Genomic DNA, 25411 nt, shown 5'->3' on the forward strand with positions numbered 1-25411 from the left:
AGCTATCAGTGTTTTCAAAATTATAATATTTTCTAATGGCATAAGGTATTTTCAAATTTATCAAAATATTGCAGATAAAACAGATAAGACAATAAAAATTAAATACTCTCTTTTATTCTGCTTTCAATAAACTTCATTGGTTGCCCAGGTCATTTTCATCGTAAAAAATCTTTAAATTTTGATTTATTTATTATTTTCAGTAATTGCTCTGCGCTCAGGTACCTTCCACAACCGATAACAATAATACAAAGAATACAGGCAACAATGAAAGTTACTGTATTTATAATCAAATAATTTCTTGAATTATAAACAATTGTCTAACAAATTAAAAGCAGTCTGTATTCCCCGTCATTCTCTACAGGTGCCCGATGCACACAAGGTAATGACGGCTGGTCCGGATGGTCTACTGCTAACCGCCAAAGATGCCCTGAGCCTAAATTGATGGGTTGGGCACCAGGATTCGCCTGATAATGCAGGTCAAAATAATTTTCTTTCAGAAACGCTTCAAACTCACTTTCAAGTCCGTTGTGAAGGGTTTTCAGTTTTTCCCGGATCTCAGGAATTAAGATTTTCTGCACTGCCTGATCATTGGGGATAATATCACTCGCTGCCCCGTGATAGGTACATAAAAAAGTATCTGTCCCTATGGGTGAACGATCCACATGATAAGAATATACATCTGTGGAGATAAAGTCGAATTCATCATCCCGTTCGTAGCATTTAAGCAGGTTAAGAGAAGGCTGCGCTCCGAGATCACTTAATAATTGCAGATCATTTAAAATAATTTCCCTTGCTGTGTTTCCGTTTTCCGATAACTGCAGTGCTGAAAGATCTTCCCGGGAAATTTCTGTAATATTCTCTTCCAACTGAAGTTTCGACACGATTTCCTTAAAATCTCCATCCAGATTCCTGTACCAGCAGGCCGCATTCAGCATTCCGCGGAAGCGGGTGTTCACAAGTTCAGAGAAAGTGGAAACCACTTTTACCTGATGGCTGTCAGAAAATGTATTGCTCATAGGGGAAAATTATCCGGTATTTTTAATTTCAGCAAAAATAGTGAACAATCGGATAAGTACAGGATTAAAATCTTTTTCAATAAAGGATTAGTAAATACAATGCATCAATTGTTTCTTCAATACCTATTCTACAAGCTATATAATATCAATCTTTCAACCAAGATGAAAGAATAGCCATTCGCAAAGTTCAGATTTGAATACAAAAAAACAGTACTCCCCGAAAAGAGCACTGCATATATAATAAAGGTTATCAGTTTCAATTCTGTTCAGATCATTATTTCTTAAGTATTTTTTCCGTTACTGCTGAAGATCTGGTTTTAAGTTTTATGTAATATACCCCTGTCTGAAGGGATGATAATACAATCTGCTCCTGCACTCCATTTAAAATTCCCTGCTTTACCAGCTGGCCTGCTGCACCGTAGATCTCATAAGAAACCAACGGTTCTTTACTCCGTATATGAAGAATATCCTGTACAGGATTGGGATACAGCTGTATTCCGGTCTGGGCAGAAGTTTCTTCTACAGACATCTGGCTGCAAGCCGATTGAGCATATTTTGTGAAAAAAGACTGGGATTTACCTCCCATTACATTAACAGGCATTGTATTGACTCCATCATTAGGATCAGTAAATAACTGAGCATGAAAAAGCCCTCCCAGTATATAATTGCCATCATTGTCTACTGCAATAGCCGTAAACTCATCCTGAGAATCATAACTGCTGTAAATTTCAGCTGCACCGATGACAGCACCTGTATTTTTATTGAAACGGACCAATAAAGGATCTGCCAGATCTCCGTTGGGACGTGTCATGGCATGGCTTCCCCAGATATCATTCCAGCTTCCCTTGGCAAATGCCAGCTCATTTCCGTTAAGGGCCAATACGCCTTTTACAGTACGATAAGCGCCGTATGTGGTAATCCCGTCTGCAATTTTAGCCCATTGCACGGCTCCGTTTGCATTAAGACGCATCACGAAAGGTACCTGACCTGTATAGTTAGGTAAAGGAAAAGTATAGTTTCCGAAAGTTCCGGCAGCCGTTCCGGCAAAATAACGTCCGGAAATATAAATATCTGAAGATTCAGAATCTTTTATGAGAGAATGAATTTCATTATCCACAATTCCCGGTACAGCGCCATCCAGCTCCTTCCGCCACAATTCTGCGCCGGTTGTTCCATCAAAAGCCAGTAAATAGCCGTCTTTTGTAAACGGAACATTATTGTACGAAAACGCTTCATAATCAGTACTGGATTCCCCATACATTCTTCTTCCTGCCAGATAATAACGGTTCAGACTTTCATCATAAAGCAAATTTACTTTTCCGTCATCTCCCCCTGTGCTTATTCCTCCTGTAATAGGAAGCGCCAATGGGGTTCCGGGAGTCATATTCCCATTATTATAACTGAACTTTACCAGATAATATTTATAGCTTGATGTGTAGGTTGAAGGAACAGTAATCATCCCATCCAAATGTGTACCCGCCCTGAATCCCATAACCGCATGAATATTTTTGGAAGAATCCATATACATCATCTGAACATCACACCGCCTGCTTAGAAAATTAACATCTCCCTGCAAGGATTTGCTCCATGCCAGATTACCGTCAGACGTATTATATTTCAACAGATAGGCAGACTTATAACCCGGATCTGCTGTATCAACATCCACATAAGTGAAGGGAGGAATGGTATGGGTATCATCAAAATGTATAGGTACGGCATTAGGGTCTGTGGCCTCTGCCTGGCTATAAAGAGTAGCCATCACATATAATCCGCCGTTGTTATCCAACTCAATATGCCATGCATTTTCACCCAATCCTGACCCTCCTATAGTTCTTGTCCATCGTATATTCCCCTGGCAATCTGTAGAAAAAAGAAAGAGATCACGAAGCCCGTAGTTTGTAACAGAGGTACCGTTCAGATTCTGATCCTGGCTCCAGACTGTTGTCAGATAATAAGTATTGTTATTGTTATCCACAGCAATATCCCGGATCGATTCATCATACTGAATATGAAATCCCGGATCGGCAGAACCATTGGCCCCACCTACCTGCTTGGCCCACTGCCACTGATAGGTCTGGCTGAAAGATAATACAGGAAGTAATAGAAGTAATTTCCAGATTTTGTTTTTTAATTGTATCATAAAATTCGTTTATTTTCACATATTATAAAAAACAGTGTCCTCCGAAGAGAACACTGATTTATATATTCCTAATTTTTAATTAGTTTACCCTGCATCGAGGTATCTCCCGTCTGTACAATGACAATATAAACACCCTGCAGCCAGCCTGAAATTTCTACATCTACTTCTCCGGAAGATGTTTTCAGTTCTTTACGGAATTTGACATTGCCCATGGCATCAAAAACAGTAACTTGTTTAGCCTGCAGTTTTTCACTGCCAGTGTTATACGAGATTTTCACTCTTTCCTTCGCAGGATTCGGTATCATTTTCAGAGAAGATTCAGAAGTTACTTCTAATGTTCTCTCTGTTGCTTTACCAACTTTTCCATCTACTTTCACAACAAACTTACATTCTCCGTTGATGAATAAGATCTCATCCCAACCGGAGTAGTTAACATTCGGATAGAAAGTCAGCGGATTGGCATTCATATCATATGAACCTCCTGCCGGAATAGTAATTATAGATGGAAGATAGCTGCCAACCCCATTACCACTTGATATGGTAAGCGTTACCGCCTGCCCTGAACCATTATAAATTATTCCGTGAACGTTAAAGTGATCTCCGTCCCACTTCAGGTAAAGGTCACCTTCCATTCTGCATTCTGTAGATACACCACAATCTTTACCAGGGAAATAGTTCATTGGTCCTGAAGTATACTGACATCCGAAATGATCGATCTGTAAATTGTAAGTGCCTGCCGAACCAGGATAATACGGATTGATAAAGGCATTATTACCACTCTGAACATTATTGCCGAAATACTGCCATTCATGGTGATCAAAAATTCCTTTAGGTCCTATAACATAGTTCTTTCTTAAGCATTCATCATAGCAGCCTGTAGGGAATACCCACATCAGACTCTCAAGACTCAATGGTACCTGTGTATTTGCTACCACCTTACATCCGCTTGGTGCAGTATACGTTACCTGATAAGCACCTCCTTCATTGACGGTGATACTCTGGCCAACCATTCCGTTGCTCCAGTTATAATCTCCGGCACCTCCTGAAGCCGTTAATTTAACTCTATAAGGCTGACAGCTTTGTAAAGTATAAGTAATAGACACTGCCGGTGGCGGGCTGCTCACTGTAACAGTGAAGTTTTTAGTGCTCATACATCCTGATGTTCCCGGAGTCCTTACTTCAAGAGTATATACATAAGTTCCTGCAGCTAATGCTCCGGTATTATAGATGATCGGTGCAGCAGCAGAAGACCATGGGATCACTACCACACCTCCTTTTTTCCATTGATATTCAAGAGTATTATCCGTTACAATACCATTCAGGGTTGTTGATGACCCGGCACATATATTCGCTTTACCTGAAATATTCACATATGGAAGGTTTTTCAGGGTTACCGGTACCAGCTGAGAACTCATTATTTCCGTTCTGCAGTTGTCTGCCGATATCAATATCGGCCAGTAGTTTCCGGACTGTGTCGGAACAAAAGTCGCAGAGTTTGGAGCCCCTGCTACCTGCTGAGAACCATTCATCCAGATATAGCCTGACGGAGCAGCTCCTGAAGGGATAAATGTAATCGCCGGGCTACTTCCTACACAAGCTACAACAGAAAGTGGATTAATACTTCCGCTTAAGTTAGCTGCTACTACATTAATAGGTGCATTGGCAGACTCAAAAACACATCCCTGAGGAGTTTTGATTCTTAATTTTATATTGGTAGGTCCACTTGTATTGATAGCAACAGCAGTCGTAGGACCTGAAGCCACTATAGAAGTATTGGAGAACAACCATGTATAGGTATTCGCAGGATTATATCCGACAGGTGTCAGGTTAATAACTTCTCCTACACATACTTTAGAAGGACTTGTAAAGCTTAAACTTGGAACCGGCGGTATCGTAATAGTCTTCGTCATACTGCATGACGGGAACCCAGAAGCCACCATGGTCATAGTGAAAGTATAGGTACCCGGTGCAAGATTAGTATAAGTAGCTGTTTGCCCGTACTGATCAGGCTGTCCGCCTCCGCTGAATGTATATGATATCGCCGAGGTGATATTGAATATTGTAGACGTATTGTGCAGCTTCAGCGTATATCCGTTGCTACCGTTACACACCAGACTCTCATTAAATTTAGCCTCATACTTTTTCTGTACTTCTACAGCCTTGGCATACCAGCATGACCCGAATCTTATACGTACAAAAACAATATGGGCAGCCGGCATAGTGGTCTTATACACTGGGAAAGCTGTCCCCTGACCTGAATCCAAAGTCAGAATAGGGTCTGATTCCCATACAATCTCATCTGCAGTTCCTATGTAAGACAGATCGGTTACGGTGATTTTATTACATTCTACCCATTTTGGCGTAAAGCTGATTTGAGGATCTGGTCCTGTACAGCCACTACCGGTTGAGCAGGACTGTTTCACTTTTACCTCTTGGGAATACACTACACAGGTATTGATATCCGTAGCCTGAACCATATAAGTTCCAATGGCATTAGGGCCTGAAATCGTATATGAATTGCTGGTAGCCCCTAGTATTTGTGCACCATTTCTATACCATTGCCATGAACTAATCCCTGTAAGTCCTGTAGAACTGTTGGCAGTAAGGGTATACGGAGCCATGGTAGCAGGATCGCAAACCACGATATTATATACCGGAGAAATCGTAATGATCGTTTCAGGCAGTACTATAAAGCTGGCTGATGCTGTAGGAGTATAGTTACATCCGTTAGTTCCTGCATAGGTCACGATAACCGTCTGGGAAATATTCCCTCCGGTATTGTTCTGTATATAATTGTTATTCGGGAAAGTATAACTTCCGGACGTATTAAATATAGCAGAATGGGTTGTTCCGTTGGCAAAAGTGAAAGTTACACTGCTTGCATTCGTAATTCCGGTCTGATTAACCGTAAAGGTAAGAGGTGAACCTAAACATATTTTTCCAACATTAGTAAAATTAACTACCGGAAGCGGTTGTAAAGCAATTGGAATTTCAATCGTTCTTACAGTTCCGCATTTTGTTATTTTTAATTTAAGGGTTGAGCTGCTGGTTGTAGTAATTTCGTTGAAATTTACAGTAATATTAGCTGTTCCCTGCCCTGCTACGACACTTCCGAAATTAGAACTTCCGAAGCTCCATTCCATTGAATCCGGCGTAATTCCGTTCAGATTTGCACTGAAGGTCTGCGTACTGCTCGGGCAGAAAGGTCCCGGATTCGGATTAATGGTAATCGTATTAAGATTAAGCGGTACCACGGTTCTTGAAATAGGAGTCGAAAGACATCCTACCGGACTGCTCGTCAATTTGTTACGTACCGATATTACATACTGTGAAGCACCGGCATTAAATATAATAGTCACAGAAGCTCCCGAATTGCTACCTTGGATTGTTCCGTTGGTTACGTCCCATACAGGCACTACTCCCGGATCAACCGAATTCAGTTTAAAAATATAAGGCTTGCCAGGACATACTTTTTCTTCCCCTACGATTGGTCCTGTAGGCGGTTGTGGATTAGGTAATACTTTTACCTGTATCGGGTTGCTTTCACAAGCCCCGCCCACTTTAGTTGCTGTAACGGTATAAGAACCCGCTGTTGCAAAATTATAACTAAAAGTCCCTGTAGTAGGAGGAGACGTGTATACCGAGTTTCCTGTAACCACTTTCCATGTAACAGGTACGTTAGGATTGGCATTGAAAGACTGGGATGTACCTACACAGATTTCATCCGCTCCTCCGCTGATCTGTACCGGTGCTTCCACTACAATATTAATATAAGCCTGCCCGCTGCAAGACAATAATGTATTGAAATAATCTGCAGTAAGCGTATAGTTTCCAGGCTGGTTAGCCGTGAAAAGAACCTCATTTCTTTGCTGATTATAGTCCAGCAGAGCTGGTGCCGGTCCGGATACATTCCATTTCACACTGGTGGTAGGCCATTGAGGAAGACCGTAGATATACTGTTTACCGGTACATACTATCGGCTCACCTTTGATTTTACCTTTCTTTAAAATCACCGGGATCTTGATCGTTGTCCATTCAGGACAGCCACATTCAGATTGATACATTACATAACCAAAACCATCAGCCGGATCCACATTATCCCACGCTACTTCAATTTCACTACCGTTGTTGCTGACAATGGTTCCGCCAATCACTTTCCATTTTCCGGGACATCCGTCCTGTACGTTGTATTTCTCAATGCTTCCTTCGCATACTACCGAAGCACAGTTGATCTGTACAGGGGTAGATTTGAGCACTTCAACCGGCATCTTAATGCTGCTTGAACAGCCGCACTTGTTAGTTACCGTTAATCTTACCGTATAATTTCCCGGATTCACATAAGCATGAGACGGCTCAAAGGCTGTAGAAGTTGTACCGTCCCCAAAGTCCCAGAAATAATTAATAATTTCTGTGCCGCCATTCTGATAAGAAAGATTTTCAAAATAGATTGTTGTATTCCGGCATACTGTAGACTTCAGGTTTTTCATTTCAAACTTGGCCACCGGGCTGTTGATTTTTTCGATACAGATGTTCTGGTTTTCAAAAGTTCCGTCTGTATACGTAATCGTTGCCTGTACAGCGCCACTGCCTGCAGCGCCCCAATTAACCACGGCCTGGGTATTTCCGGTACCGGAAACCGTTGAGTTTCCACCTGAGATATTCCATTGTACATACGAGATATTCTGGCCGCTTACAGTATAAGTGACCGTACTTCCTTCGCATACCCGGAGACACTGTGATGAATTGATAAAAGAATAGGTAGTACCGTTGTCATCCGTACCCCCTTTTTCTCCCCGGTATTCCTGACATCCTACCTGGGAATTCCATGTAATTCGAGCTGATTGTGCTTGTAGTGCCCATGGTACTAAAAGCCAACATAGTAGTAGCCATCTGAAGATGTGCTGCCTACTGAAATAGGTGTTGTTTTTCATAGTTATTAAAAAAAGTGTTATTAATTTTAACCCAAATTAATAAAAAAAATAACATGAAAATCATTTAATAGTGAAAAATATTACGAATTTACAACCTGAAGCCCAATATTTTAACCGAATATGATACCATATTTTATTTCACTTGCATTATAGTTAATAACAGAAAACAGCGTTCAATTCAGGCAACACCATTATTTTTTGCTGTATAATTCACTTTTATAATTTTAAATTAAAATATAAATCAAAATCATATTTTTTATTTAATATATTTCTAAATAAATCAATAATATATTAAATATTTTAACAAAACCACTCTTACAACAATATCCTCCAGCCATTTCAATTGTCAGATGAGAGTATTTTAATTCAACATTTCCAAAACCATATATTTTGATGAAGAATTGCCTGCCGAAAGTGAAATACTTATCTTTGTTTTCTAAGGCTTATCCAAACATTGATCAGAAAACCTTCCCTATGAAAAAAAACAGCTTTTTATTTTCCGCAAAAGGAATTGTTCTTGCAGCTTTTCTTTCCTTACATACAGTTACTTATGCTCAGAAAACAACAGATATTTCAACGATTTCTGAAAAAACATTAAACAGTATCCTGGAAAAAAACAGAACCTATTACACACAGGGGAAAGTAGCAGATTATATTCCCGAGCTTGGAAAAATGGATGCCAAAGCTATTGCTTTTTCAGTGGTGGATAAGAACGGTAAAGTATTCAACACCGGTGATGTAAGTAAAAAATTTACCATGCAGAGTATCTCCAAGATCATCGCCTTAATGGTAGCCGTGAATGAAAAAGGAGAAGCCAATGTCTTTGATAAGATGGGTTACTTCGGATCAGACAGACCTTTCAATCATTTTTCCAATCTTGAAACTACAGGTAAGCCGCTCAACCCGATGATGAACGCCGGTGCGATCCTTACCACTTCCTTGATTTCCGGAGAAGGTGAAAAGCCATTCCTTAAAGTTCTGGACATGGTAAGGTATATTACCAGAAATCCAACCATCGACTACAGCAAATCTGTCTATGAATCCGAAAAATCTACCGGACACCGTAACCGGGGAATGTTTTACATCATGAAAAACAGCGGATTGATTTCAGGAAATGAAGATCAGCTGGATAACTATTTCAAACAATGTTCTATTGAACTGACTGCTGAAGATCTGGCGAAAATAGGATATTTCTTTGCCAATCAGTGCGTCCGTTTTGACGGAGATTCCCAATATAAAAATGCCGAAGTTGCCAGACTGATAGAATCTCAAATGCTGACTGCCGGAATGTATGAGTTCAGCGGCGAATATTCCAGAATGGTTGGATTACCGAGCAAATCCGGAGTTGGAGGCGGAATCACCGTGAGCGTTCCGGGGAAAATGGGTATCGGGGTATTCAGTCCTGCATTGGATCAGCATGGAAATTCACTGGCGGGTTATCATATGATCCTGGATCTGGTAAAACAGTACAATCTGAGTATTTTCTAAAAAGATTACCTTTCATAAAAAAAGCTCCGAAACATTATGTTTTTGGAGCTTTTTACGTTCATCTTCCAATAAACAACTGCCTGTGTGAAACTGTATTTCAATATTCGGAATACAGTACTACCCTCCTAAAAATATTCCCCCTACCGTATAAGATTAATAAATTGAAAATTTTATTCTATAACTCTGATTTCTGAATTTATAAGGTAACATTTTAAAAATATGAAGTAAATTTTTAAAGAAAAACGACATAAAATAAAATTATTATAACAGCAAATCATAAAATGATATGTATAAAACAATTTTTTTATTCCTGTTAAAATTATCAATTTCTTAACCTACCTGTGCAAATAATTCACAAAAAGCATTTCCCTATCATCTTTGTATAGTATTACAATTCAGTTCCATGTGAAATAAATTGGAATTTTTATGATTTTCGCAAAGCCGGTTTACATAGATTTAACACCCCTATCTGCATGTTATTTTTTTGTAATATTAGAAAAAACAAATCTCTTCTTTTTGAAATATTTTATTTTTTATTTCTATCTTTGCTTAACATTTCTTTAACTATAATTAATTATAATTATAGTTACTTGGATTGTGCCGCCTTGTTTATAATGAATAAGAAAATAAACTATATACTTTAATAGCGTTTGAATAATCAACATTTATTTGTTAAAAAATTATTACTAAATTGCATTTATGATTAAATATATATCATAATTTTATTATTTTTATTCACTCATAATAAAAAAACACTCTTTATCCCTGTAGGATTAGAGTTTTATTATGAAACCATATATTATTTTCAATACTATAGATGAGATGAAAAACTTGACCAATGCAAGGCCGAAGCCTTATGAAGAACTGAATAGCCGCCTTACTCCTGAAGATCCCCGGGTTGATAGTATTTTATTGAAAAATAATTACCAAAAAGACTTTATAATTAAAGATATAACAAGAACCAATTTTATTCGTTCATAGCAGGCATTAGCTCTATATATCAAAGAGTTGATGTTTGTGGTGAAATTTTTTACTAACATATCAACGCCATGAAAAACTTAACCATTATTGGACTAACGCCTTTTGAAAGGCCGGATGTCAATCTTATGCCTAAAATGCATCAGGCGGGTATATTTCCTGTTGTAAGCTTAGGGCATGAATTGTCAACTGCCAGGGAAGCTTTGAGCCTCCTTGACCAATCTGATATACCTTCGTATGGTATTCACATGTCTGACGAGATTTTTTTGGCACTTCAATTTCCCGAGAAAGTGACATTTGCCATCCTACCGTCCGGAATGTCAGTCAAGCAGAACTCAAACCTGAATATTATTTATCAGGTAACCAGTTTAGAGGAAGCAAGACAGGCGGAGCAATCAGGAGCAAAAGGAATTATTGTTAAAGGAAATGAGGCAGGAGGCCAAATCGGTTACGAATCTACATTCGTACTGTTCCAGCGCATTATCAGTGAAATCAAAAGCATTCCGGTTTGGGTACAGGGGGGAATAGGACTCCATACTGCCGCAGCTGTGAAAGCTTTGGGAGCAGCAGGTGTTGTTTTAGACAGCCAGCTTGCATTATTCCCTGAAAGCTCAGTTCCGAAAGATATTAAAGATTTATCATCAAAACTGAACGGAACAGAGACAAAGATCATTGCCAACCACCGTGTATTGGTAAGGCCCAATTCACCTTCATTGCCAGATGATATCACGGCTGAAGATCTTAAAAGCTATTTTACAGGTTTTGACATCAGCAAGAGCTACATCCCGATGGGACAGGATATTTCCCTTGCAACAGACCTGTATGAAGAGTTCAGAACCCTGAAAAAGCTTGCATTCGGACTGAAAGAAGCCATGTACGGCCACTTGAAACAGGCAAAAGCCCTTCAGGTGATTGATCAGAACAATTCATTAGCACAGGAACTCGGATTAAAATATCCAATTGCACAGGGACCAATGACCCGTGTAAGTGATGTTCCCGGATTTGCCAATGCAGTAGCAGAAGCAGGAGCCTTGCCATTTGTTGCCTTATCTTTATTAAAAGGAAATTCTGCAAAATCTCTGGTAATGGAAACCAAAGAACTGGCAGGTAATAAAACATGGGGGGTAGGAATTCTAGGATTTGCACCTCAGGAATTAAGGGATGAACAGACCTCTTATATCCTTGAAGCTCAACCACCTGCAGTATTGATCGCAGGCGGAAGACCGGCACAGGCCAAAGTATTTGAAAAAGCAGGAATAAAAACGTTCCTGCACGTTCCGTCTCCTGCCCTGTTGGATATTTTCCTTAAAGAAGGGGCTAAGAACTTTATCTTCGAAGGCCGTGAATGTGGAGGACACGTGGGTCCTTTATCCAGCATGGTTCTTTGGGAAAAACAGATTGAACGCATATTAAAAGAAGACCATCCGGAAAATATCAGTGTATTTTTTGCCGGTGGAATCCATAATGATTTCTCAACAGCATTCGTTTCTATCATGGCTGCTCCATTAGCTGCCAGAGGGGTAAAAGTAGGTGTATTGATGGGAACCGCTTACCTGTACACTCAGGAAGCTGTACAAACAGGTGCTATCCAGGAAGAATTCCAGGTACAGGCGATGCAGGCAAAAGATACGGTTTTACTGGAAACTGCGCCTGGTCACGAAACACGTTGTTTAAATACAGCATTCGCCAACTACTTTAATACCGAAAAAGCTAAACTTTTAGCTGCCGGAACCGATAAAAAAGAAGTATGGGAAAAGCTGGAAAAACTTAACGTAGGCCGTTTAAGAATTGCAGCTAAAGGAATTGAACGTCAGGGAGATCAGTTGGTCAACATTCCTAAAGACGATCAGTTGGATCTTGGAATGTACATGATCGGGCAGATTGCAACGATGCACAACAAAGTTCTTACCCTTGAAGAACTTCACCAAAACGTCAGTATCAACAATTACGAATATATCCAAAACGCTGAATTGTCAGAACAGCCAACATCAAGCGAAAAGCCATTAGACATTGCAATCGTAGGAATGGAATGTATTTTCCCTGGTGCCAAAAACCTGGATGAATTCTGGAGAAACATCATCTTAGGAAAAGACAGCGTTACCGAAGTTCCGGATGAAAGATGGAATAAAGACCTCTATTACAAACCGGATTCAGACGAAGCGGATGTATCCCATTCAAAATGGGGTGGTTTCATCCCGAAAATTGATTTTGATCCTTTAGCATTCGGAATTCCGCCACAATCTCTTGCCGCTATTGAACCTACGCAACTGCTTACTTTATTGGTAGCAAAACGTGCGATGGAAGATGCAGGATATGGTGAAAAACATATCAACAGAGAAAACATTTCTGTCATTATCGGGGCTGAAGGAGGTAACGACCTTGCCAACAGCTATAGTTTCAGAGGATATTATAAACAGGTTTTCGGAGAACTTCACGAAGAAGTAAAAGAGGCTTTCCCACATACTACAGAGGATTCTTTTCCTGGTATTTTGGCCAATGTGATCGCAGGTAGGATTACGAACCGTCTTGATTTGGGCGGAAGAAACTTTACCGTAGATGCCGCATGTGCTTCTTCTTTAGCCGCTATTGACCTGGCATGTCAGGAACTGGTATTGGGTAAATCTGATATGGTTCTTGCCGGAGGTGCAGACTTACATAACGGAATCAACGATTACCTGATGTTCTCCAGCACCCACGCCCTTTCCAGAAAAGGAAGATGTGCCACATTCGACAGTGAGGCAGACGGAATTGCCCTTGGAGAAGGAATCGCCATCCTTGTGTTGAAAAGATATGAAGACGCCATCAACGATGGTGATCGTATTTACTCTGTCATCAAAGGAGTGGGTGGATCCAGTGATGGTAAAGCTCTTGGATTGACTGCTCCTAGAAAAGTAGGTCAGGTAAGAGCGCTTGAGCGTGCTTATACCCAGGCAGGAATCAGTGCTGCAGCTGTAGGATTGGTAGAAGCTCATGGTACAGGAACCGTTGTTGGAGACAGAACAGAATTAAGTGCATTAACCAACCTATTCAGTCGTTCAGGGGCTTTACCTGGACAAACACATTTAGGTTCCGTGAAAACCCAGATCGGACATACTAAGTGCGCAGCAGGCTTAGCAGGTTTAATCAAAGCTTCCCTTGCTGTTTACCATGGAGTAAAGCCTCCTACCCTTCACCTTAAGCAGCCAAACGCTTATTATAACGCACAAACCAGCCCATTCTCTTTCCACGCTGAAACAGGATTATGGACGGAGAAAAACCGTTATGCAGGAATCAGTGCTTTTGGATTTGGGGGAACCAACTTCCACACTGTCATTGCGAACCATCCGAAACAGGATAATTCTATTGCGATGCAGTCATGGCCTTCAGAATTATTTGTATTCCGTGGGGATACTTATGAGGAAGCAAAAGGGCAATCAAGCCAAATCAAAACATTATTGGAAATCAATGATGAGATTCCATTAAAAGATATTGCTTACAGCTTAAGCATCAGTTCAGAGAAACCAATTCAGTTCAGTATCGTAGCTGATACCGCTGTAGATCTGATGATGAAAATTGAGTTAGTATTGGTAGGAATTGAAACCAAAGATACTTTCACGGTCAGCAAAAAAGAAGGTAAAGTAGCTTTCACATTCCCTGGACAAGGAAGTCAGAGAATCAATATGGCCCGTGATCTGTTCGTAGTATTCCCGGCTATGCGTAAGGTGATTGACAATTATCCTGAACTTGAAAAAGTTGTTTTCCCTTCAACAACCTTCAATGAAGCGGATTTAAAGCAACAAAAAGAAACCATTAAAGATACCCGTTTAGCACAACCGCTTTTAGGAATTGTTGATCTTGCATTAGCGAAATTCTTAGAATCATTGGGAATCATTCCTGATATGCTGGCTGGTCATAGCTATGGTGAATTACCTGCTTTGTGTTTCTCAGGAGTATTTGGTGAGGACAAACTGGTTGATTTAAGTATTCAAAGAGCAAAATCTATTTTAAATTCAGTAGAAGGCGGAGATCCGGGTTCTATGTTAGCAGCAAGTGCTACTCACGAACGTTTACAGCCGATCATTGCTAAAGTGGAAGGATGTTATCCGGTTAATTTCAATGCCCCTACTCAATGTGTTATCGCTGGAAGTACGGAAGCCATCAATAAGCTATTGGAAGTCCTTAAACAGGAAGGTATTTCTGCTAAAAAACTGGAAGTGGCGTGTGCATTCCACAGTCCGTTATTGGCCAAATCAAAAGATTTATACGCTGATGTATTAAAAGACGTTCCTTTCCAGGAAATGCAGATCCCTGTATGGTCTAATACGACTGCAGATGTATATCCATCGAATCCTGCAGACATTAAAGAAAGACTGACTGACCATTTGGTACAGCCTGTAAGATTCGTGGAACAGATGCAGGCGATGTATAACGACGGAGCAAGAATCTTCATCGAGGTAGGACCTGGAAAAGTCCTTACAGGATTGGCAAAATCATGTATTGAAAAAGACCAGTTGACTTTATATGTTGAAGACAGCAGCCGTAATAAGTTCACCCACTTGCTTTGCATGTTGGCACAATATTTAGGAACCGGGCGCAGCTTCAATATTGAGAAACTTTTCGATGGCCGTTTCGTTCAGCTTGTGGATATCAATCAGCCTGAGCTGTATAAGAAAAGCCCTGCCATCTGGCGTGTTAACGGACAAGCTGCACATCCGACAACAGGTTCATTGCCTGCTAATGGTGCACTCCCTATCATAAACCCTATTCCCATGAATAATTTTACTACTCATAATACGCAAGCTCCTGCACCGGAAAGCCTATCTACGGCAGAACGTATGCTGCAGGAATATTTGAACAGCATGAAACTAATGATACAGGCACAACGTGATGTGATGCTTTCCTTTATGGGACAGAATCCTCAGGTGAATCCAATGCCTGTTTATAATACACCAATGCCGGCTCCTACTCCTGAACGTACTATTCCTGTACAGCAGGTTCAACAAACAGCAACCGTTGCTGTAGCCGCTACTGCCGTTGCTGTGAAAGCTACTCCTACAAGAGATATCAAAGCATTATTACTGCAGGTGGTAAGCGATAAAACAGGATATCCTCAGGAAATGCTGGGCATGGAAATGGACCTTGAAGCTGATTTAAGTATCGACTCTATCAAAAGAGTGGAAATCATCGGAACGCTTCGTAACGAACTGGGAACATTAGCGAAAGGCAACACCAATGAAGATATGGTGATGGAACAATTGGCAGGAATCAAAACCCTAAGCGGATTAGTTTCATGGCTTACTGAATTCTCCGGAGCAGATGCAACAGTAACTTCTGAAAAAAATGGAACTTCAACTGAGGTCTCTTCAAAACCACAAGCAAAATCTGCATTATCACTGGAAGACCTTCAAAACGCCATCCTGAATATCGTAAGCGAAAAAACAGGGTATCCAAAAGAAATGTTAGGATTAGATTTAGATTTGGAAGCAGACCTGAGCATCGATTCTATCAAGCGTATGGAAATCATTGCGGATCTTAAAAACAAGATCGGTTTTGGTGAAAACCTTGAACAGGCTGATGATGTCATGGAAAAACTGGCAGCCATTAAAACCCTTCGTGGATTGGCAAGCTGGATCAGTGAAATGAGCGGCGACAACAGTGAAGTAAAAAACGAAGTAAAGGAAGAAGTAGCTTCTGAACCGACTAACAATGTATTATCACGTCTTCGTTTTGACATCACGCCTACAGATGCCTCTTCAGTACAAAATACAGATATTCTGCAGAGAAAACGTTTTGCAATTACTCAAGATGACACCCAACAAACCTCAGCCATTAAAGCTGAATTGGAAAAACACGGAGCTATCGTAGAATTGGTAGACGCCAATAAAGATCTTTCAAATGTTGATGGATTAATCATGCTGGACCTGTTCTCAGCAACAGATAAACCAAGCATCATCGATCATGTTGATTTGATTAAAAAACTTGATTTTGATAAAGCAAAATGGGTGTATTTAATCTCTGATATTGCAGCTCACATTCAGGAAATCAATGATGTAAGTGTATTGCGTCATCACCAAGGTTATCCTGGACTTTTCAAAAGTTTAGCAAGAGAATTCGATCATACAACTTGCAGATTCATCAGTTTAAGTACTCCTCAGGAAGTAGATCAGATTGCTGATATTACTTTAAAGGAAATATTAACCAACGATAAACCTGCTGAAGTTATTTATAAAAACGAACAAAGACATAAGGTAGACATTATCCCTTCCCCATTGTCAACGAGTTTAAATGAAGCGCACATTCAGTTGGATCAGAAATCTGTGGTACTGGTATTAGGCGGAGCACAGGGAATCACTGCAGAATTGGTGAAACACATGTCTCAGGCGTATCCATGTACTTATATTTTAGTAGGAAGATCAGCAGATCCAAGAAATGAAGCTTCTGCTAAAGAATTCGAAGGAATGAAGACTAAGGAAGAGATCAGAGCTTATCTGATTAAGTCCGGAAAATTCACTTCTCCTGCTGAAATCGAAAAAGAAACAACGAAAATTTTCAAAAACAATCAGATCCTACGCACGATCCGTGATATGAAAGCGCTTGGAAACACTATTATTTATCAATCTCTAGACCTTTGTGACGAAGAAGGATTAAGTAATTTAATCAGCAGTATTTACGAAAAATACAACCGTTTAGATGGAGTGATCCACGGAGCAGGTCTTTTGGAAGATAAATTATTCAAACAAAAGACGACTTCTTCTTTCGGACGTGTATTTGATACCAAAGTAAAACCACTTCGTGTATTGGCTGAACAGCTTCGCACAGACTGCCAGTTCGTGGTATTATTCTCAAGTATCGCATCCGTATATGGTAATAAAGGCCAAACAGATTATGCTGCGGCCAACAGTGTACTGGATGATTACGCTAACGCTCTGAATAAAAGACTGCAAGGAAAAGTAATCTCCATCAACTGGGGACCTTGGAAAGGTGCCGGAATGGTCTCTTCCACCCTTGAGTCTGAATACGAACGCAGAGGAATTTCCATGATCCCATTGGATGAAGGAAAAGAAATCTTCCTTAATGAAATAAAATACGGAACTGAAAGCCAGGTGCTTATCATGTCAGGAAATAATTGGTAACCCTCTGTAAACACTAAACATGAAAAAAACAGATGTTGCTGTAGTTGGATTATCCTGCGTCTTTCCCGGGGCGCAGGATGCCCATACTTTTTGGCAGAATATTGTCAATAAAGTAGACTCTACCCAATCCGCTCCGGCAGATAGGATAGATCCGGTGCATTTTAGCGATGCCACCAACCCTGTCGATCGTTTCTACTGCAAACGAGGCGGGTTTATTCCTGATTATGAGTTTAATCCTACCACTTTTGGAATTTTACCCCTTGCGGTGGAAGGAACAGAACCCGATCATTTACTGACCCTTGATTTAGTTCAGAAAGCTTTAGAGGATGCCGGAGTATTTCAAAAGAATATTTCCCTTGAAAAAGCAGGAATTATCATCGGGAAAGGAAATTATACCGGGCCGGGAGCTACCCGTGCCATTGAAATTGTAAGAACCGGAGAACAGATTTCCTCCTTATTACAGGAATTGCTCCCTCAGGTATCTTCTGCTGATATTGAAAAAGTAAAACATGCTTTCCAGGAACGCAAAGGACGTTTCGCAGCTGATACTGCCATGGGATTAATTCCCAATCTGGTAGCGTCATTGGTAGCCAACCGTTTTGACCTTGGAGGCGTTGCTTTTACCGTGGATGCTGCTTGTGCCAGTGCTTTAATCGCTGTAGATCACGCTGTACAGGAACTTCAGAGAGGACGTTCCGATATGATGATCGCCGGAGGTGTTCACACCGGACAAAACGCTGCTTTCTGGAGTATTTTTGCCCAATTGGGAGCCATGTCCCGCCAGGAAAAAATCAAACCGTTCAGCAGCGATGCTGATGGATTACTGATTGGCGAAGGCTGTGGTTTCGTCGTTTTAAAACGATTGGAAGACGCAGTTCGCGATCAGGATAAAATCTATGCTGTGATTAAAGGTGTTGGTGTAAGCAGTGACGGTAACGGAACCAGCGTGATGAGCCCATCCGTAAAAGGGCAGCTGAAAGCTTTAGAACAAGCCTGGATCAATGCAGATCTGGATAAAAATAAAGTAGGTTACCTTGAAGCTCATGGTACCGGAACTCCGCTTGGAGATAAAACCGAACTTCAGACCTTAGCACAGTTCTTTGGGAAAGAAGAAACTGCTCCAGTGGCTGGAATCGGTTCTGTAAAATCCAATATCGGACATGCTATGCCGGCTGCAGGAATCGCAGGACTGATTAAAACCTGTCTTGCTTTACACCATGATACTTTGCCACCAACATTGTACTGTGAGAATCCAACAGCAGAAATGCAGAATACAAGATTCGAACCGGTACAGGAAGCCAAAAACTGGTCAAAAACAGGACTACCAAAAGTAGCAGCGGTTAATGCTTTCGGGTTTGGAGGAATCAATGCACACGTTGTTCTTGAAGGCTATGATATGCCTAAAAAAGACAAGGTATTGCTATTGGCCAGACCTACACATGAAGAATTGGTTTCTGCATTACAAAATAATGATACCACTTTAGGAGAAGGAGATTTCAGAGTAGCCATATTCGATCCTACCCCTGCAAGAATAGAAAAAGCCCTTAAAATCGTTTCTAAAAACCTGATCTGGAAAAACAAGCAGGACATCTGGTATACTTCTACCCCATTATTAAAAGATGGCGGAAAAGTAGCCTTTGTATTCCCCGGTTTGGATGGACTGGCAAAAGGTGAGGTGGAAAGTGCAAGCCGTTATTTCGGATTAACAGCGCCTATAGAAACAGAAGGTGAAGGTCTTTTAACCGATGCTTTAAACATCTTCAACAACTGCAGTATCCTTGACAATTCATTGAAAAAACTGGACATTATTCCGGATATGAATGCAGGACACAGTTTAGGAGAATGGCTGGCAGGATATTCATCAGAGTTAGCAGAAGCCAATTCTGTAAAAGCCTTAATCGATGTGCTGAAACCGGAAACTTTTGAATTAAAAGATTCCAAATTCATTGCCATCGGTGCCGGAATTGATGTGGTACAGCCTTTTATTACTGAAATTTCAGACCTGTATATTTCCAATGACAACTGCCCTAACCAGGTCATTCTTTGTGGGAGCAATGCTGCATTGGATGAATTGGTTCCGCAATTAAAATCAAAACAGATCTTCCATCAGGTACTGCCGTTCCAATCCGGGTTCCACTCTCCTTTTATCGCTGATAAGCTGGATGTGATCCTTGCCGGAATGGAAAAAGCACAGTTCCAGAAAACGAAGATTCCATTATGGTCTGCTACGACTTTAGAACCTTATCCGGCAGATCAGGCAGCGATCAGAAAACTGAGTGCCGAGCATTTGGTTGAGCCTGTTCGTTTCCGTGAACTGACAGATAAATTATATGAAGAAGGTGCCAGAGTATTCATCCAGGTGGGTACCGGCGGCCTGATCGGATTTATTGATGATACGTTGAAAGGAAAAGAATTCAGCACCATTCCTTCCAGTGTTCCTGCCCGTTCTGCATTAGCACAGTTACAACGTGTTGTCGCTTCGCTATTTGTAGAAGGGAAAACCATTGCTCTTGATTTCTTAGAAATTCAGCAGCAATCAAAAAAATCATCTGGAAAAGGGATTAAACTGGAATTAGGTTCGCCAATTATCAGAAACTTTAAAGAAGTAAAAGCTTTAGCTCAAACCTTTGAAACACCAAAACAATATACTGCTTCAGCTTCAGCCATGACTGCCAAAAGTGGTCATCCGCTGGTACAGGCGTTCCAGGACAATGTTAACGATATGATCCGTATGCAGGAAGAAGTCCTGACTTTATTCCAGAACCGTCCGGAGATTACGATTCCACGTCCTGCCCAGGTTGCTCCTGTAGCACAATATGCTGCTCCACAAGCACCGAGAAGTACAACTTTCACAAAAGATCTATACGTAACGCTTGAAAGCCATCCTTATCTGATCGACCACAGCTTATTGAGACAACCCAAAGGATGGGCTCATGTAGCCGATATGGAACCGGTCATCCCGATGACCATGATCTTTGAGCAGCTTGCAGAAATTGCAGAAGCGGAAATCCCGGGAACACAGGTTCATAAAATCATGAATGTAAGTGTATTCCAATGGATGAACGTTGCCCAGCCTTTTGAGAAAACTGTGAAAGGACAATGGCGTGGCGAAAACCATGCGTATCTGGATATTGAAAACTTCGCCAATGCTGAAGTGATCTTAAAATCTTCTCCTGTCCCTACTCCAACTTTCAACCTTTCCATTGGTGATCTTTTACCGATTGAAAGAACCCCTGAAGAAATCTATGACGCCCACATGTTCCATGGAGAGAAATACCAGGGAATTACAGAAGTTTCAGCGGTTGGAAACAAAGGAATCATAGGAAAGATCAAAGGAAACGGAGGAAAAGGATCTCTGCTGGACAATGCAGGACAGTTATTCGGACTTTGGTTACAGCTTACCTTGGTGAAAGACCGTATCGCCTTCCCGGTGAAGATCAGAGACATTGAATTCTTTGACGATATGCACGATCAGGAAGGTATTTTTGAATGTACCTGTATGCTGACCGAATTGAATGATGAATTTGCCATCGCAGATATTATCCTGAAAAGAGACGGAAAAGTATGGTGCGCCATCACAGGCTGGCAGAACAGAAGACTGGAAATTGATGCCGCTTTATGGAATGTTTCCATGTCGCCACTGCACAACCGTCTTTCTGAAGAGATCGCTCCGGAAGTATTTTTCTTCCACCAGGCTTATACCAGAGTCGCTTCATGGGATTTCATCCTGAAAAGATATTTTAACCAAACGGAAAAACAGCATCACCAGCAATTATTACCCAACAAGAAGAAAAACTGGATGGTAAGCCGTGTTGCGGTAAAAGATGCCGTGAGAAACCTTCTTCGCAAGGAAAAAAATCATGCCTGCTTCCCGATCACTTTTGAGATCCGTTCCGATGAAGTGGGGAAACCTTACCTCATCAGTGATTTTACAGAAGACATCCATATTTCACTGGCTCACAAAGGAAAAGAAGCTGTGGGTATTGCGAGATATGGCAAATCTGTAGGAATCGATATGGAACTCATGGAAGAACGCAGCGAAGGATTCTATGATCTGGTATTTACAGACCATGAATTAGCCTTATTAAAAGGAAAAGACCAGGCAGAATGGACGACCCGTTTATGGGTAGCGAAGGAAGCCTACGGAAAGTTCTTAGGAACAGGACTGAAAGGGAATCCAAAAGCCTTCGAAGTCGAACAAATAAAAGAGGATCACTTGTGGATCAACAACATTGAAATCAAAACTGTTAAACATAAAAATTATATTATCGGATGGACACTGTAAACGCAACATTAAAAATGAACCACGAAGAACTTTTTACTTTATTAAAAGGTTTTATTACTGAAGTGATAGGGGCTGAATTTGTAGAGGAGATGGATATTACTCCGGAAAGTTCATTCACCAAAGATCTTGAAATGGACAGCATCGAGATTGTCTCTTTCTCTGAAAAGATCAAGGCGCATTTTGGCGATCAGATCGACTTTACAGGCTGGTTATCTTCTATGGATCTTGACCAGCTTATTAATCTTGACCTTAGTATGATCATCAATTATATCTACGAATGCCAATAATCACTGTCAATAACAGACAAGTTCATATACAGGAACTCAATAAAGGAGCCGAACAAACCGTGGTCTTAATCCACGGTATGTTCAGTAACCTGTCCATTTATTATTTTAATATTGCCCCCATTCTGGCAAAACATTTCCATGTGGTGATGTACGATCTGAAAAGTCACGGTATGAGTGAACGCTTTTTGGATGGGTACGACCTTGAAAACATGTCATCCGATCTGATGGGTTTAATAGATCACCTTCAACTGGAAAAAGTACATCTTGCAGGCTATAGCTTCGGCGGTCTTATTGCTTTAAAAACAGCATTAACATATCCTGAACGTGTTAATCAACTGGTGGTGATGGAAGCTCCGGATCCTCAGGACGAAAAAGCCCGTAACATCATTGATGAATACAGCAAGGAATTCCTTGAGCATTATGTAGCCAATTTTACAGATACCACCAAAGTCCAGATGGGCAAAAGACAAATGGAAAAGAACCATCGTATGTATGAGTTTCTGTTTAATAAAACCAGCATCAAAGCAGATATGATCAAGGAAAAACATTTCCTTGGGGAAGCAGATTTCAATCAACTGAAAGCTTCCACTTTATTGCTTTACGGTGCTGATTCCAACTGCAGACCTACAGGAGAATGGCTGCAGTCTCAAATTGGTGAATCCGAACTTGAATTGATTTCCGGCGATCACAATATTCCCATTCAGGAACCTCAGCTTATCGCAGAGACGATCGCTCAGTTTTTATCTAATATTTTAACGAAGAACCATGGCTAAATTTGCATTTATAGTTCCACCCTTGACAGGACATGTGAATCCTACCCTAAGCATCGGTGCTACGCTGCTGGAAAGAGGACATGAAGTAGCCTGGATCAGCCTTGACTCTACTTTAGAGGCTAAACTTCCCGAGGGCGGAAAATTATTACTGATCCAATACGATCAGACCGACGAAGAAAAAAAAGAAAGCGAACAATATCTTGATATTATTTCAAAAAAAGTAGTGTATGGAATCGACAGCGTGAAATTCCTTTACGAAGAAGTTCTTATTCCACTGAACAGGCATTGCTATAATGGGATTGTGGCTTTATTAAAGACCTACCAACCCGATTTAATCATCGGTGACCATCAGTTATTTGCGGCTCCGGTAGCTGCCAAAGCTCTTGGAATTCCTTGTGCAACTTCCGTTACCGCTCCGGCTGCCATTAAAATCATGAATGAGCTGCCTAAAGTTCACGAATGGGAAGTCAATCAGATCATCGATTTACAGAAAGAACTTGGCTTCCATGAAGAGCGTTCTCTGGCGACTTCAGATCTTCTGACCCTTGTTTTAACTTCAACGTATTTCTTTGGGGATATGGACGATCTGGAACCTCAATACAAATTCACAGGACCCGTTCTTACAGAGCGACGTATCTCTTGTGAGTTTGATTGGGACAGATTGAAAAATGCCACCAACAAAAAGATTTTAGTAAGTATCGGAACCACTTTCGATCACGATCATAAAAAAGCATTCTTCCAAAAGGTTATCGATGCTTTTAAAGACGAAGATTTAACCGTTGTAGTGGTTTCTGATCCGCAGCTTTTCGAGCAGTGGCCGGATAATTTTATGGTCTATCAGCAGGTTCCGCAACTGGATCTGTTACCTCATCTTGATGGTGTGGTTTGCCATGGCGGTCACAACACCGTTTCTGAAACCTTATCCAATGGAATTCCTTTGGTAGTGATTCCTATCGCTTATGACCAGTCGCACGTTGCAGGACGTGTGGTGCGTACAGAAGCAGGTGAACGATTGAACTTTAACAGATTTAAAGCCAATCACCTGAGAGAAGCTGTACAACAAATTTTAAATAACCCAAGCTACCGTGAGGCGGCTCAAAAAGTAGGACAATCTTTTATGGAAGCAGGAGGTGCAGCTACAGCAGCGAATTTATTGGAAGAAGCCATTACAAAGACTTCCAAACACGAAAAACCGTCTAAATTTTTATTCGTTGTTCCGCCATTTTTCGGACATGTGAGCCCTACGTTAAGTGTGGGAGCCAGTCTGCTCGCCCGTGGCCACGAAGTAAAATGGTTCGGTATTACGCCTTTAGACAGCAAACATATTCCGGAAGGAGGTTCTTACTACTATCCGGAAGAAGACCTTATTCCGTATCAGGACGAAATCGCCCGCATTTTAAAAAGACAGGATGATGGTCCGGCCTGTTCAGGTCCTGAAGTGATGAAGTTAGCACTGGAAGAAACGTATGTTCCTTTCGCTAAAATGATGATGCCGGGATTAACGAGATTAACAGAAAGCTGGATGCCTGATGTAATCGTGAATGATTGTATCACCTTCGGAGGTGCACTTTTCGCTCACAAGCATAATATTCCTTGTGTAACCACAACACCCGTTCCACCGGATGTAATGGGAGATACTGAAAAAAGTGCCCCTAAAATCTGGGAATGGCAGCAAAACCTGATCAAAGACTTACAAAAAGAAGTAGGAATTCATGAGGAAGGCATTTACATTCATTCTCATAAACTGAATATGGTCTTTACTTCACAGGCTTTTGCAGGTTTTGATACCGTACCATCTCACATGAAATTTGTAGGTCCGGTAAAAGGTCGTCCCAATGAAGCGCCATTTGACTGGGATAAATTAAATGCATCTACCACACCAAAGATCTTCGTATCATTGGGAACTTTATTGGTAGACATCAGAAAAGCTTTCTTCGAAAAGATCATCGCAGCATTCAAAGACCAGCCGGTAACGGTGATTGCAGCTACTCCACCGGAAATCTTTGAAGAATGGCCGGAGAACTTTATTGTGAACAGCTTTGTCCCTCAATCAGCAGTGATGCAGAGAATGGATATGGTGATCTGCCACGGTGGTTTCAATACGGTGAATGATACTTTCCGTAACGGATTACCGATGTTAATCACCCCTATCGCTTACGATCATTTCCATATTGCAAAATTAATTGAGCAGGCAGGCTGCGGAATCAGCATCCGATACAAAAGACTTCGTGTAGAAGCTCTTCGTGAAACCGTTTTTGAATTACTGGAAAACCCTAAATACAGAGCTGCTGCGAAGGAAGTTCAAAATACCTTCCATCTTGCCGGAGGAAATGATAAAGCAGTAGAATTGCTGGAAAACTTTGTACAGGAACATTCCACTTTAGCTTCAGTATAAAAAGCC

The 25411-nt window shown here is 40.9% G+C and carries 9 protein-coding genes; 6 read left to right on the forward strand and 3 right to left on the reverse strand.

What is annotated here, in order from left to right:
• Positions 1–317: 317 nt before the first annotated feature.
• The 3 genes from BBI00_RS09900 to BBI00_RS09910 form a co-directional block, all read right to left on the reverse strand.
• Positions 318–1016, reverse strand: coding sequence for a DUF1826 domain-containing protein (locus BBI00_RS09900; RefSeq protein ID WP_065398611.1), 699 nt, complete (start codon positions 1014–1016; stop codon positions 318–320).
• Positions 1017–1290: 274 nt separating this feature from the next.
• Positions 1291–3156: a T9SS type A sorting domain-containing protein gene (locus BBI00_RS09905; protein WP_065398612.1), complete on the reverse strand. Its 1866-nt coding sequence runs from the start codon at positions 3154–3156 to the stop codon at positions 1291–1293.
• Positions 3157–3224: 68 nt separating this feature from the next.
• Positions 3225–8087, reverse strand: a complete 4863-nt coding sequence (locus BBI00_RS09910; protein WP_065398613.1) for a PKD domain-containing protein — start codon at positions 8085–8087, stop codon at positions 3225–3227.
• Positions 8088–8561: 474 nt separating this feature from the next.
• On the opposite strand from BBI00_RS09910, the gene glsA reads away from it, so the two are divergent.
• The 6 genes from glsA to BBI00_RS09945 all read left to right on the forward strand — a co-directional run bounded on the left by glsA (position 8562) and on the right by BBI00_RS09945 (position 25405).
• Positions 8562–9575 (forward strand): glutaminase A, encoded by a 1014-nt coding sequence (gene glsA / locus BBI00_RS09915; RefSeq protein WP_065399698.1) that lies wholly within the window; start codon positions 8562–8564, stop codon positions 9573–9575.
• 1049 nt (positions 9576–10624) lie between these two features.
• On the forward strand, positions 10625–17665 hold the full coding sequence (locus BBI00_RS09925) for a type I polyketide synthase (RefSeq protein ID WP_065398615.1): 7041 nt from the start codon (positions 10625–10627) through the stop codon (positions 17663–17665).
• 19 nt (positions 17666–17684) lie between these two features.
• Positions 17685–21950: a type I polyketide synthase gene (locus BBI00_RS09930; protein WP_065398616.1), complete on the forward strand. Its 4266-nt coding sequence runs from the start codon at positions 17685–17687 to the stop codon at positions 21948–21950.
• Positions 21938–22237, forward strand: coding sequence for an acyl carrier protein (locus BBI00_RS09935; RefSeq protein ID WP_002977699.1), 300 nt, complete (start codon positions 21938–21940; stop codon positions 22235–22237). The genes BBI00_RS09930 and BBI00_RS09935 overlap by 13 nt, the downstream gene beginning before the upstream one ends.
• Positions 22228–23010 carry an alpha/beta fold hydrolase gene (locus BBI00_RS09940; protein WP_065398617.1) on the forward strand — a complete coding sequence of 261 codons (783 nt, stop codon included), beginning with the start codon at positions 22228–22230 and terminating at the stop codon, positions 23008–23010. Before BBI00_RS09935 ends, BBI00_RS09940 begins: the two co-directional genes overlap by 10 nt.
• A complete protein-coding gene (locus BBI00_RS09945) occupies positions 23003–25405 on the forward strand; it encodes a glycosyltransferase (protein ID WP_065398618.1) in 2403 nt (800 codons plus the stop codon). The genes BBI00_RS09940 and BBI00_RS09945 overlap by 8 nt, the downstream gene beginning before the upstream one ends.
• Positions 25406–25411 lie beyond the last annotated feature (6 nt).

The organism is Chryseobacterium arthrosphaerae (genome assembly GCF_001684965.1).
Classification (GTDB): Bacteria; Bacteroidota; Bacteroidia; order Flavobacteriales; family Weeksellaceae; genus Chryseobacterium; species Chryseobacterium arthrosphaerae.

Bases quoted from the DNA above. Each gene is read 5' to 3' on its own strand.
- BBI00_RS09900 (WP_065398611.1), bottom strand. From the start codon at position 1,016: ATGAGCAATACATTTTCTGACAGCCATCAGGTAAAAGTGGTTTCCACT.
- BBI00_RS09905 (WP_065398612.1), bottom strand. From the start codon at position 3,156: ATGATACAATTAAAAAACAAAATCTGGAAATTACTTCTATTACTTCCT.
- BBI00_RS09910 (WP_065398613.1), bottom strand. From the start codon at position 8,087: ATGAAAAACAACACCTATTTCAGTAGGCAGCACATCTTCAGATGGCTA.
- glsA (WP_065399698.1), top strand. From the start codon at position 8,562: ATGAAAAAAAACAGCTTTTTATTTTCCGCAAAAGGAATTGTTCTTGCA.
- BBI00_RS09925 (WP_065398615.1), top strand. From the start codon at position 10,625: ATGAAAAACTTAACCATTATTGGACTAACGCCTTTTGAAAGGCCGGAT.
- BBI00_RS09930 (WP_065398616.1), top strand. From the start codon at position 17,685: ATGAAAAAAACAGATGTTGCTGTAGTTGGATTATCCTGCGTCTTTCCC.
- BBI00_RS09935 (WP_002977699.1), top strand. From the start codon at position 21,938: ATGGACACTGTAAACGCAACATTAAAAATGAACCACGAAGAACTTTTT.
- BBI00_RS09940 (WP_065398617.1), top strand. From the start codon at position 22,228: ATGCCAATAATCACTGTCAATAACAGACAAGTTCATATACAGGAACTC.
- BBI00_RS09945 (WP_065398618.1), top strand. From the start codon at position 23,003: ATGGCTAAATTTGCATTTATAGTTCCACCCTTGACAGGACATGTGAAT.